9 protein-coding genes are annotated in these 12,692 nt (G+C 72.5%); 5 read left to right on the forward strand and 4 right to left on the reverse strand.

The annotated features are described in order from the left end of the window. The first annotated feature begins 13 nt into the window (after positions 1-13). Positions 14-1,237, forward strand: coding sequence for a serine hydrolase domain-containing protein (locus BG452_RS19985; protein WP_188305694.1), 1,224 nt, complete (start codon positions 14-16; stop codon positions 1,235-1,237). Positions 1,238-1,252: 15 nt separating this feature from the next. Here the strand turns inward: BG452_RS19985 and BG452_RS19990 are convergent, their stop codons facing one another. From BG452_RS19990 to BG452_RS20000, 3 genes are all read right to left on the reverse strand, one after another. Next, complete coding sequence (locus BG452_RS19990) at positions 1,253-1,576, reverse strand: nuclear transport factor 2 family protein (protein ID WP_188305695.1); 324 nt, start codon at positions 1,574-1,576, stop codon at positions 1,253-1,255. 214 nt (positions 1,577-1,790) lie between these two features. Continuing rightward, positions 1,791-3,314, reverse strand: coding sequence for an aldehyde dehydrogenase family protein (locus tag BG452_RS19995; protein WP_188305696.1), 1,524 nt, complete (start codon positions 3,312-3,314; stop codon positions 1,791-1,793). A gap of 450 nt (positions 3,315-3,764) precedes the next feature. Further along, entirely contained in the window at positions 3,765-4,712 is a 948-nt protein-coding gene (locus BG452_RS20000; protein WP_188305697.1) for a terpene synthase family protein, read from the reverse strand. A 335-nt stretch (positions 4,713-5,047) separates the two neighbouring features. Here BG452_RS20000 and BG452_RS20005 point away from each other — a divergent pair, with 335 nt between their 5' ends. Beyond that, positions 5,048-8,047: an ATP-binding protein gene (locus BG452_RS20005; RefSeq protein WP_188305698.1), complete on the forward strand. Its 3,000-nt coding sequence runs from the start codon at positions 5,048-5,050 to the stop codon at positions 8,045-8,047. 285 nt (positions 8,048-8,332) lie between these two features. Further along, positions 8,333-9,409 carry an aldose epimerase family protein gene (locus BG452_RS20010; protein WP_188305699.1) on the forward strand — a complete coding sequence of 359 codons (1,077 nt, stop codon included), beginning with the start codon at positions 8,333-8,335 and terminating at the stop codon, positions 9,407-9,409. A 12-nt stretch (positions 9,410-9,421) separates the two neighbouring features. Here the strand turns inward: BG452_RS20010 and BG452_RS20015 are convergent, their stop codons facing one another. Continuing rightward, a complete protein-coding gene (locus BG452_RS20015; RefSeq protein ID WP_188305700.1) occupies positions 9,422-9,964 on the reverse strand; it encodes a GNAT family N-acetyltransferase in 543 nt (180 codons plus the stop codon). Between the two features lie 310 nt (positions 9,965-10,274). On the opposite strand from BG452_RS20015, the gene BG452_RS20020 reads away from it, so the two are divergent. Together BG452_RS20020 and BG452_RS20025 are read left to right on the forward strand one after the other, a co-directional pair. Then, positions 10,275-11,555 (forward strand): extracellular solute-binding protein, encoded by a 1,281-nt coding sequence (locus tag BG452_RS20020; RefSeq protein WP_188305701.1) that lies wholly within the window; start codon positions 10,275-10,277, stop codon positions 11,553-11,555. Positions 11,556-11,634: 79 nt separating this feature from the next. Next, entirely contained in the window at positions 11,635-12,636 is a 1,002-nt protein-coding gene (locus tag BG452_RS20025) for a carbohydrate ABC transporter permease (protein ID WP_188305702.1), read from the forward strand. Positions 12,637-12,692 lie beyond the last annotated feature (56 nt).

Consider the following 12,692-nt stretch of genomic DNA (forward strand, 5'->3'; position numbering starts at 1 on the left):
AGGACGGCACGCGGTGGTGGAGATCTGGGGCGAGACGGCCGAGGGGTTCGAGCCCGTACGGGAGGCCTTCGCGCGGAACTTCGCCGAGTACGGCGAGCTGGGCGCGGCCTTCACGCTGTACCTGCGCGGCCGCAAGGTGGTCGACCTGTGGGGCGGCGACGCCCGGCCGGAGGTCGGTGGGCGGCCCGCGCCCGCGGTGCCCTGGACGGCGGACACCGCCCAGGTGCTGCGCTCGGTCACCAAGGGCCTGAGCGCGGCCACCGCGCTGCTGCTGGCCGAGCGCGGCCTGCTCGACCTGGACGCGCCGGTGTCCTCGTACTGGCCGGAGTTCAAGGCGGCCGGCAAGGGCGCGGTGCCGGTGCGCTGGCTGCTGTCGCACCAGGCCGGGGTGCCGGCGCTGGACGTGCCGCTGCGCCTGGAGTCCGTGCTGACCTGGGAGCGCGCCGTCGCCGCGGTGGCCGCGCAGGAACCCGCCTGGGAGCCGGGGACGGCGCACGGCTACCACCCGTACACCTTCGGCTGGCTGGTCGGTGAGGTGGTGCGCCGGGTGAGCGGTCGGACGATCGGACAGTACTTCGCCGAGGAGATCGCCCGGCCGTTCGGGCTGGACCTGTGGATCGGACTGCCGGCCGACGCCGCGCCCAGGGTCGGCAAGCTGGTCGACCTGCCCGCCCCGGAGGCGGCCCGGACCGGCCCGAGCGGGCTGCGGCTGCGGCCCAAGCAGTCCGTCCGGGACGCCTACCAGGACCCGACCTCGCTGACCGCCCGGGCCTTCGCCTCGGTGCTGCCCGGGGTGGACATGAACGACCCGGTGGTGCAGGCCGCCGAGATCCCCGGTGCGAACGGCATCGGCACGGCCCGTTCGGTGGCCCGGTTCTACGCGGCGCTGATCGGCGAGGCCGACCGCCCGGACGGATCCGGCGCGCTGCTGCCGCCGCTGTTCGGCCCGGAGCTGCTGGCCCGCGCGGTCGGGCCGGTGGTGAACGGCCCGGACCGGGTGCTGATCGTCAACTCCACCTTCGGCCTGGGATTCTGGCGGCACGGCCCCACCGCGCCGATGGCCTCCCCGGCGAGCTTCGGCCACCCGGGCCGTGGCGGTTCGCTGGGCTTCGCCGACCCGGAGCTCGGGCTCGGCTTCGGGTACGTCACCAACGGCATGCAGCCGGGCGTCACCGGGGACGTGCGGTCGCGCAACCTGATCCGCGCGGTGCGGGAGTGCCTCGGGCTCGGCCGCTAGCCCGGGACTCCGGCCTCAGGCCTGGCCGGTCTCGAAGCGGCTGATCTTCCCGCCGTCGACGGTGAAGCGCCAGGCGGTGCGCATCGCGCCCCAGGTGTCGTTGGTGAACTCGGCGACCAGCGCGTGGCCGCCGTCCGACTCGGTCTGGACGGCCATGCGGCCGCGCGAGGAGAAGATCTCGCGCTCGGTCCAGTCGGCGAGGTCGCGGTCGGAGCCGTCGTCGGACATGGTCGCGCCCGGGGTGAGGGCGGAGGTGAAGGCGTCGCGGTCGCCGGCGTTGATGGCGATCACGAAGGCGCGTACGGCGGGGTCGGTGAGCTTGGCGGGGGCGATGGTCATGCCGGACTCCCTGGGAGGGGTTGGGGAACGGGGAGTCCTGTCTACGGCGTTCGCGCGGGCCGTCCGGGCATGTCGGCGGCGCGTCGGAGAAATCGAGGGATTCATGTGCTTAGATCCCGAAACAGGTGATTTGCCCGGTAGACCCGCCACGGGGAGTGGCGGTGGAGCGGGAGGCCGGGTCAGGCCTCCCGCTCCACTCATGTCCGGGGCCGGCCTAGAAGAAGCCGACCGCGTCGGGGGAGTAGCTGACCAGCAGGTTCTTGGTCTGCTGGTAGTGCTCCAACAGTGCCTTGTGGTTCTCTCGCCCGATGCCGGAGTTCTTGTAGCCGCCGAAGGCCGCGTGGGCTGGGTAGGCGTGGTAGCAGTTCGTCCAGACCCGGCCGGCCTGGATGGCGCGCCCGGCCCGGTGGGCGGTGTTGATGTTGCGGGTCCACACGCCGGCGCCGAGCCCGTACTGGGTGTCGTTGGCGAGCGCGACCGCCTGGTCGAAGCCGTCGAAGCGGGTGACCGAGACGACCGGCCCGAAGATCTCCTCCTGGAAGACCCGCATGCTGTTGACGCCCTCGAAGACCGTCGGCGTCACGTAGTACCCGCCGGCCAGCGAGCCGCCGAGGTCCGCCCGTTCGCCGCCGACCAGCACCTTGGCGCCCTCGGCCTGGCCGATCTCGAAGTAGGACAGGATCTTCTTCAGCTGCTCGGCACTGGCCTGCGCGCCGACCTGCGTCTCGGTGTCCAGCGGGTTGCCCTGGCGCATCGCGCGCACCCGGGCCAGGCCGTCGCCGAGCAGCCGCTCGTAGACCGGGGTCTCGATCAGCGCGCGGCTGGGGCAGGTGCAGACCTCGCCCTGGTTGAGGGCGAACATCGCGAAGCCCTCGACGGCCTTGTCGTAGAAGGCGTCGTCGGCGGTGGCGACGTCCGCGAAGAACAGGTTGGGGCTCTTGCCGCCGAGCTCCAGGGTCGCCGGGATCAGGTTGTCGGCGGCGGCGCGGGCGATCAGCCGGCCGGTGCTGGTCTCGCCGGTGAAGGCGAGCTTGCGGACCCGGGTGCTGGCGGCCAGCGGGGCGCCGGCCTCCTCGCCGAAGCCGGTGACGATGTTGAGCACGCCCGGCGGGACCAGGTCGGCGGTCAGCTCGGCCAGCAGCAGCACCGAGGCCGGGGTCTGCTCGGCGGGCTTGAGGACCACCGCGTTGCCGGCCGCGAGCGCCGGGGCGAGCTTCCAGACCGCCATCAGGATCGGGAAGTTCCACGGGATGATCTGGCCGACCACGCCCAGCGGCTCGTGGAAGTGGTACGCCACGGTGTCCTCGTCCAGCTGGGAGAGGCTGCCCTCCTGGGCCCGCAGCGCGCCCGCGAAGTAGCGCAGGTGGTCGACGGCGAGCGGGAGGTCGGCGGCCAGTGTCTCGCGGACCGGCTTGCCGTTCTCCCAGCTCTCGGCGACGGCCAGTTGCTCCAGGTTGGCCTCCATCCGGTCGGCGATCCGCAGCAGCACCTGCGCCCGCTCGGCGGCGGAGGTGCGGCCCCAGCCCGGGGCGGCGGCGTGGGCCGCGTCCAGGGCGGCCTCGATGTCCTCGGCGGTGCCGCGGGCGACCTCGGTGAAGACCTCGCCGGTGACCGGGGTCGGGTCGCCGAAGTACTCGCCGCGCGCCGGGGGCTGCCAACCGCCGCCGATCCAGTGGTCGTACCGGGAGCGGAAGGCGACGATGCTGCCGGGCGCGCCGGGGGGCTGGTAGACCGTCATGTTCTGTGTCTCCTCGCGACGTCGGGCGCCTCCGGCGCCGATCGGGCCGGGGCGGCACGCCGGACCGCCGCCCGCTCGGGGACGCTCCGGCGGGAGGGTGCGGACACGCAGTCGGGCCGGCGCCCCGCCGGGGCGCCGCCGACGAGCACGATAACCGCCGGGCGCGTGGTGCGGCTACGGTCCGTGCGACCGGCTCGTACGGACGGTGTGCGTTCCGGACGTCCCGACCCGGGGTGTGCGGGAGGGCGCGTTGGACGGCGTGCGGACCCGGGCGTGCATCAGGGCGTGCATCGGGGCGCGGGGGTGCGCGCGTCGGATCGCGCCGGATCGTTTCGGGCCGGGGCGGCGCGCGGGGGATCGCGCCGCGCCGCCTCGGAGGGCGTCGGACGTCGGCGAACGGCAGCTGACGGCGGGCAGCTGACGGTGGGCGGCGGGCGGCCCGGGGTCGGGTCAGACCGCGTGGTACCGGCCGGTGCGGGCCTCCCAGCTCAGGTAGCCGGCCAGCCAGGTGAGCAGCCCGTCGGCGTACCGCTGGGCGATCGTGCGTTCGATCCTGGACAGGCCCAACTCCCGGTAGACGTCCGGGAGTCGTTCGTGCAGCTCGGCGCAGCGCCCGACCATCAGCTGGGCCTCCGCCATCACCGCGGAGCAGGCCTCTTCGGCGGAGCAGTGCCGCTCGCGCTGGACGATCATGACCAGGTTGTTGACATCGCCGCGCGGGGCCTCCAGCGGGAAGGAGCGCACGTCGTTGCTCAGTGACGGTATGTCGGCGGCCAGCTGTCGGAGTTGACGCAGCACCGGGTGGTGCAGGACGGAGGCGGGGACCTCGAACTGGCCGAGCCGTTCGACCATGTCGAAGATGGTCTCCATCGCCGCGGTGCCCCGTCTGAGCTCCAGGTAGCCGTCCCGGTCCGGCGGTCGGGCGGAGATCCGGCCGGCCGCCTCGGCCGGGTGACTGGCGAAGTAGTACTCCCAGTTGTAGGCGGCGCGGGCCTGCCAGCGGGCGGGCATGCCGCGCACGCTGCGGCTCCAGAGGTCGGCGAAGGCGGTCTCGACCGGGGAGCGCTGGTCGGGGCGGGCGCCGTGCAGGACGGCGATCAGCCGTTCGCAGATCGGGGCGACCTCGGTGGGGCGGCGGCCGAGCGGGCCGTCGAACTGGTCGTCGAAGAGGAAGTAGAAGCCCATCAGGTCGGCCGCCAGGGCGAGTTCGTCCGGTCCGGCGTCCGGGTAGCCGAGCGCGGCGAGGTCCACCACCTCCCAGTGTGCGTAGCCGGGGTGATCGGCGTCGGGGAGCAGCGGGTGGCGGATCAGCCAGTCGCGGTGCAGTGCGGTGGCGTACCGGCCGTGCGGACTGCGGCGGTGCGGGAACGGAATCTGAAGTGAGGTGTCGTCAGACATCGGACTCCCGGTGCAGCGGTGGGTGGGGGCGCTTGTGGTTCGATCACTGGGTGTGGGGGAGTTGACGCGGCGGGGCGCACAGGGTGAGGGTGGTTGCGGAAGATCATCCGCGCCTCGCGGGCCGTAGGGTATCTGATGCAATGATCGGACGTTAGGGATATAGGGCAATTGCCCTTGGCAAGCCGTCCGAACCCTCGCCGTCCGCCCCAGCCTGGGCGAATGCCGCACAGTCAGCCGAACACGGCGCTAACCTCGGCACCACGAACAGTGATGGACCGGCTCCCCGCGCGCGATGGCGGAGCCGTGCCGCGAGCGGGTGAGGCGGAGGCACGTCGGTGACCGATCAGGGCAACGAACTTCGGACGGGAACCGGTTCCGAGCGGAACGAGGACGATCCCGCGCCCCGGGTCAGGCTGCGCGACCGCGACACCGAACTGCGCTCCGTGGAGGCCGCCGTCGACCGGCTCTGCCGCGAGTTCGCCGCCGGCGGCACCGAGATCGGCGAACTGCTCACCTTCTCCGGCCGCCCCGGCATCGGCAAGACCAGCCTGCTGCACGAGGTCCGGCGGATCGCCAGCCTGCGCGACGGCGCCACCGTGCTGTTCGCCCGCGGCGGCGAACGGCAGTTCAAGGAGCCCTACCACGTGCTGCGCCAGCTCCTCCAGCCCGTCCTGACCCGGCTGGAGGCGGACGAGTTCGGCCAGGTCATGGGCACCTGGGAGGAGGTCGTCGGACCGGCCATGGGCCTCAAGCAGCCCAAGGCCGGCGCCCGCCGCCTCGACCCCCAGGGCGTGCGCGACGGCCTCGACTACGTCCTCACCCAGCTCGCCCCGCGCCGCGCGCCGATGGTGATGATCGTCGACGACCTGCACTGGGCGGACGCCGAATCCCTGTCCTGGCTCGCCAAGTTCGCCGTCCGGTCCGGCGAGCTGCCCGTCCTGCTGGTCTTCGCCTTCCGCGAGGACGAGAACGACTGGCCCACCGAGACCCAGGACCTGCGCCGGGGCGTCCTCACCCTCGCCAGCCGCAAGCACGAGCTCAGCCGGCTCACCCTGAACTCCGTTACCGACATGATCCGCGCCGAACTCGGCGACCGGGCCGAGGACGCCTTCTGCTACGAGTTCTGGAACGTCGTCAACGGCAACCCGTTCGAGGCCGTCGCCCTGCTCGACCAGGTCCGCGACCAGGAACTCGAACCGGTCGAGGAGAACTCCCGGCAACTGCGCGAACTCGCCGTCGACGCCCCCGGAATGACCCTCAAGAGCTGGCTGGACCGGCTCGGCCCCGCCACCCTGCGGTTCGCCTGGGCCTGCGCCATGCTGGGCACCGACATCCGGATCGACCTCGTCGCCCGGATCTCCACCCAGAGCTCCGAGGGCGCCCGGGAGTCCATCAAGCAGCTGCGCAAGCAGCGCGTGCTCACCCAATCGCCCAATGGGAACCTCGAGTTCGTCCACCCGCTGATCGCCAGCTCCATCTACAACACCATGCCGGAGGCCACCCGGCTCGGCATGCACGGCATCGCCGCCGTCGAGATCGAGAACGCCGGGCTCGGCCTGCTCGCCGCCTCCCGCCACCTGGTCGAGACCCACTCCGGCGAGGGCGACGACCGGATCGTCAAGAAGCTGCGCCGCGCCGCCGTCGAACACCAGCTGATCGGCGCCCCCGAGGCCGCCCAGCGCTGCCTCCACCGCGCGCTCAACGAGCCGCCCGCCGACGAGATCAAGGCCGAGGTGATGTACGAACTCGGCTGCTCCGCACTGCTCACCGACCCCGTCGCCACCGTCAACCAGCTCAGGCTCGCCCTCGACCCCGACGAGGGGCCGCTGCGCCCCGAACTGCGGGTGGACGCCACCTTCCGGCTCTCCGAGGTGCTCGCCCACAGCGGTGAACTGGGCCAGGCCGCCCTGGTCTGCCAGGAGGAGGCCGAGCAGACCCTCGACCCGGTCCGGCGCCAGCGGCTCCAGGCCGCCTCGTTCATGTGGCACGCCTTCCGCAAGTCCGAGGAGGACGGCCCCGGCCGCTCCGCCCGGCTCGCCGAGCTGTACCGGAACCTGACCGGCCGGGAGGCCGCCGACCGGGCCGTGCTCATCATGCGCGCCTGGGACCTCACCCTGCGCGGCGAGCCCTCCACCGACGCGCTCGCGCTCGCCGACGAAGTCCTGGAGGGCGGCCGGCTGCCCAAGGGCCTCGGCTGGACCGACACCACCTGGGGCTTCGAACTGCCCTCGATGCTCTGCCTCACGTACATCTACAACGACCGCATCGCCCAGGCCGAGCGGCTGGCCGCGGACGCCATCATCCAGTTCGAGCTGGCCGGCTGGAGCGGCGCCCACCGGGGCTTCGCCTACTTCCTGATGGGGCTGGCCCGGTTCCGCCGCGGACTGCTCGCCGAGGCCGAGGACTTCCTGGGCCGGGCCTACCGCATCTCCGAGCGGATCGGCGCCAAGCTGCCGCTGGCCTGGGACGCCGTGGGCGTGCTGGTGGACACCCTGATCGCCCGCGGCCGGATCGAACAGGCCTGGGAACTGGCCAACGAGTTCGGCTTCCACCCGCCGTACCACCCGACGGCCATGGTGCTGCCGGACGCCGCCTCGCTGTACGGCAAGCTGCTGGTCGCCAAGAACCGCTACGCAGGTGCGGCCGCCGCGCTCACCGAGGCCGGGGCCCAGCTGGAGGTCCGCGGCTGGCACAACACCGTCTGGGCGCCCTGGGCCGGGCACCTGGCCGTCGCGATCGCCGCCGACGAACCCGAACGCGCCCGCCACTACGCCCACAAGGCCGTCCAGGACGCCCGCACCTTCGGCACCGCCTCGGCGATCGGCAGCGCGCTGCGGCTGCAGGCGCGGATCGAGGACGGCCAGCAGGCGGTGGAGGTGCTGGAGCAGGCCGTGGAGCACCTCGGGCAGTCCCCGGCCGGGTACGAGCACGCCGTCGCGCTGGTCGACCTCGGCGCCGCGCTGCGCCGGGTCGGGCGGCTGGAGGACGCCCAGGAGCACCTGTACCAGGGCATCGAGCTGGCCCAGCACTGCTCGGCGGAGAAGCTGGTCGACCGGGCCCGGCGGGAGCTGGCCAACTACGGCCTGCGGCCCAACCGGCTGGGGCTGCACGGCTTCGGGGAGACGCTGGAGGCGCTCAGCGCGCCGGAGCGGGAGGTCGCCGATCTGGCGGTCAAGGGCGTGCCGCCGCAGCGGATCGCGGAGGAGCTCGGGGTGCACCTGAGCCTGGTCAACCGGCGGCTGGCGGCGGTCTACCGCAAGGCGGGCACCGGGCCGGACGGGCTGGCCTCGGCACTGGGGCTGCGGCTGGAGCAGGGCGAGGGGCCGGGCGCGTAGTGGCGCGCGCGAGCCGGTGCCGGGAGCGGCGGCGCGCCGTGCCGTTGTTCGGGCGGTGGCAGGCGGTGGCAGGCGGTGGCTCCCGGTGGCAAGCGGTGACATGCCGGTGGCAGGCGGGTGGCTCGCGGTGGCGTTCAGGCGGCGCGCGGAGGCGCGGGAGCGCCCCCGCCGGGGCCGCCCTCGCTAGGCTGACGGACACCACGGGGGGCCGCCACGACGCCCCCTGGACGGAACGGGACACCGGGCGGACGCGGCGGCGCCGCTGCCGCCAGTGAGGAGCAGGCCATGGCGAGCGAGGCCACCAGTGTGCGCCGCGAACCCCTCGACCCCTCGGGCGCGGGCGCGGCGATCCAGCGCTGGACGCTGACCGCCGGCCCGTACGAGGCGAGCGTGCTCACCCTCGGCGCCACCCTGCACACCCTCAGCGCCCCGGACCGCGCCGGGCGCACCGCCCAACTGCTGCTGTCCACCGACGAGCTGGCGCAGATCCTGGGCCCGGCCCGGCACTACGGCACGGTGGTGGGCCGGTACGCCAACCGGATCGACGGCTCCAGCGTCACCATCGACGGCGCGGAGCACCGGCTCGCCCCGACCGGCGGCGGGCTCACCATCCACGGCGGGCCGGACGGCTTCGCCCAGCGGATGTGGCGGGCCGAGCCGGTCGAGGGCGGGGTGCTGCTGCGGCTGCACAGCCCGGACGGCGACCAGGGCTTCCCGGGGGCGCTGGACGTCACCGTCTCCTACACGCTGTCCCACACCCCGGGCACAGGCGGCGAGCTGGTGATCGACTACCGCGCCGTCACCGGCAAGCCGACCGTCGTCAACCTGACCAACCACGCGTACTTCAACCTCTCGGGTGAAGGCAGCGGCGACGTCCTGGGCCACCTGCTCACCCTGGACGCCGACGAGTACACCCCGGCCGACGAGCGGCAGGTCCCGTACGGCCGGACCGAGCCGGTGGCCGGCACGCCCTTCGACTTCACGGTGGCCACCCCGATCGGCAAGTCGCTGCACGACGAGCACCCGCAGCTGGCCGGCCCGGGCGGCTACGACCACAACTGGGTGCTGCGCGCCCGCCCGGCGGACGGCGGCCCGGCGCGGGCGGCGCTGCTGGAGGACCCGGTCAGCGGCCGCACCCTGGAGGTGCTGACCACCGAGCCGGGCGTCCAGGTCTACACGGCGAACAAGTTCCAGGGCGCGGTCACCGGTGCGAGCGGGGTGCCGTACGGGCCGTTCGCCGGGATCGCGCTGGAGACCCAGCACTTCCCGGACTCCCCGCACCACCCGGCCTTCCCGAGCACCGTGCTGCGGCCGGGGGAGGAGTTCCGCTCGACCACGGTGCTGCGGCTGGGCGTCAACTAGTCAGGCCGGTAGTCAGCCGGGCGACGCAGCCGGCCGGCCGTCGTTGGCAGCCGGCCGGCGCAGGTCCCGGCGCATGCAGAGCCGGGGCCAGCGGTCGAGGCCGTGCTCGGCCTCCCGGCGGCGGATCCCGCGCAGGCCGGGGGTGAGTTCGGCGTCGGTCAGCGGGCGGAAGCCGCAGCGGGCGTAGTAGGGGGCGTTCCAGGGGACGTCGGCGAAGGTGGTCAGGGTGAGCGCGGGGGCGTCGGTGCCCGCGGCGAGGTGCTCGATCAGGGCCCGGCCGATGCCCCGGCGGGCGTGGTCGGGGTGGACCGAGACCTGTTCGACGTGCAGCGCGCCGTCCACCGGTTCGGCCAGCAGGTAGCCGGCGACGGTGCCGTCGGGGGCCTCGGCGACCAGAGCGGTGCCGTGCTCCAGGTAGCGGGCCAGTTCCGCCGGGGCGGGGGGTTCGTCCTCGGCGATCTCGGGCATCCCGATCTCCGCGAAGGGGGCTCCGGCCGCCCGTTCCAGTTCGCTCAGCAGGGGCAGTTCGTCCTCGGTGACGGCTCTGATGCGCATGCGTACCAGTCTGCTGCAGGCGTCTTCCGGCCACTCAGGGTGGTTCCCCGGCCACCTCGGAGTGGGGTGAATCGGACGAAGGCGGACATTGCGCCGCGCTGTCAACTACCGTGCGGCCACGTCCAGGACACGCGGGCGTAACGATCGCGGTTTCTTGCAGAAACTTGCTGCAAGACCTTTCCGTCGCTCTTGCGCCGCTGTTAACTTCCTTCCCGAGCCCGACGGCAGCAACGGTGCGGTCGGCACGAGGCAGCCATTATGCGCCTGTCTCGGAACATCTCGGGCACCCCCACCCTTCCTAGGAGTTCTCATGCGGCGTGGCATCGCGGCCTCTGCCCTCGTTGTGGCCCTCGCGGTCTCGATGGCTGCCTGTGGCAGCAGTGGCGGCTCCGGTTCGGACGGCAAGGCCGACGGCCCGGTCACCCTCACCTACTGGGACACGTCGAACGCCACCAACGAGGCTCCTAACTACCAGGAACTGGTCAAGAAGTTCGAGGCGGCCAACCCGACCATCAAGGTCGACTTCGTCAACGTGCCGTTCGACCAGGCGCAGAACAAGCTGCAGACCGCCATGGGGGCCAAGGGCGCGCCCGACGTCTTCCGCTCCGAGGTCGGCTGGACCGCCGCCTTCGCCAAGGCCGGCTTCCTGGAGCCGCTGGACGGCACCCCGGCCGCCGCCGACACCTCCGCCTTCCAGCCCAGCCTGATCCAGCAGGCCAAGTACGAGGGCAAGCTGTACGGCGTCCCGCTGGTCACCGACACCCTGGGCCTGCTCTACAACAAGGACCTGTTCGCCAAGGCCGGCATCACCGACGCCCCCAAGACCTGGGACGAGCTGAAGACCGACGCCGCCGCCGTCAAGGACAAGGCGGGCGTGGACGGCTTCTGGATGAAGGCCGCCGACGGCTACTACGCGATGCCGTTCCTGTTCGGCGAGGGCACCGACGCGGTCGACGCCGCCGGCAAGAAGATCACCATCACCTCGCCCGAGGCCGTCAAGGGCATCGAGACCTACAAGTCGATGTTCACCTCGCCCGGCACGGCCAAGGCGGACGTCACCACCGACGCCTACGCCCACATGATGGACGCCTTCAACAGCGGCAAGGTCGCGGCGATCATCCAGGGCCCCTGGGAGATCACCAACATCTACAAGGGCTCCGCGTTCGCCGACAAGAAGAACCTCGGCATCGCCTCCGTCCCGGCCGGTTCCAGCGGCAAGGCCGGTGCCCCCACCGGCGGCCACAACATCGCCGTCTACGCCGGTGCCGACAAGGCCCACAAGGCCGCCGCCGAGAAGTTCGCCGCCTTCATGACCTCGGCCGAGAGCCAGGCCTTCATCGCGCAGAAGAACTCCACTCTGCCGACCCGCTCGGACGCCTACACCGCCGACGTCAAGGCCGACCCGGGCATCGCCGGCTTCCAGGCCATCCTCGCCAGCGCCAAGCCGCGCCCCGAACTACCCGAGTACAGCTCGCTGTTCGACTCGCTCGGCACCAACCTGGGCAAGACCGTCCAGGGCACCAGCACCCAGGACTCGCTGAACACCGTGGCCACCGACTACGCCAAGCTCCTGCCGGGCTTCGCGAAGTAGTCCCCACCGCCCGGCCCGCCGACCCCGGCGGGCCGGGCCGTCGGCTCCCCCGAGACTTCCCCCCGAGAAGGTGCAAACGATGTCAGTCGCCGTGCAGGGCGCCACCGGCAAGGGCAGCCGGGAGCGCGATCAGCGTCCGGGTCCGCTGGAACGCCTCAAGCGCTCCTACGCCAGGCACTGGTACGCCTACGCGATGATCGCCCCGGTCGTGCTGGTGCTCGGCGCACTGGTGTTCTACCCGCTGGTCCAGGGCATCTGGCTGACCCTCACCGACGCCAACAGCCTCAACGTCGCCCGCAAGATCGGCGTCAACGAGATCCCGGCCAGCTACCAGTACATCGGCTTCCACAACTACGCCGACATCCTCTGGGGCCCCGGCTCGTACGACCGGTTCTGGTCCCACTTCGTGTGGACCATCGCCTGGACGGTCATCTGCGTCTGCCTGCACTACACCCTCGGCCTCGGCCTCGCCGTCCTGCTCAACAAGAAGCTCCGCGGGCGCGCCGCCTACCGGATGCTGCTCATCCTCCCGTGGGCCGTCCCCACCTTCGTCACCGTCTTCTCCTGGCGGCTGATGCTCTCCGACGGCGGGGTCGTCAACACCCTGCTCTCCACCCTGCACCTGCCCGAGCCCGCCTGGCTCACCGACCCGTGGGCGCAGAAGGCGGCCGCGATCCTGGTCAACACCTGGGCCGGCGTGCCGTTCATGATGATCTCGCTGCTCGGCGGCCTGCAGTCGATCCCGGCCGAGCTGTACGAGGCCGCCGAGATGGACGGCGCCACCCGCTGGCAGCAGTTCCGGCACATCACCCTGCCCGGGCTGCGCAGCGTCTCCTCCACCGTCGTGCTGCTCGGCGTGATCTGGACCTTCAACCAGTTCAACGTGATCTTCCTGCTGTTCGGCAAGGGCGCCCCGGACGCCCAGCTGCTGGTCACCTGGGCCTACCGCCTGGGCTTCGGCCAACTCCCCCGGGACTACGCCGGGTCCGCCGCGTACGGCGTGATCCTGCTGTCCATCCTGATCGTCTTCACCGCCTTCTACCGGCGCTGGCTCGCCCGCAACGAGCAGGCCAACGGCTGAGGCCCCGGACCCAGTCGACCCCGGACCCCGTCGACCTCCACAGGTCGACCCACGAA

The sequence above is a fragment of the Streptomyces sp. CBMA123 genome, from assembly GCF_014596465.1.
Taxonomy (GTDB): Bacteria; Actinomycetota; Actinomycetes; order Streptomycetales; family Streptomycetaceae; genus Kitasatospora.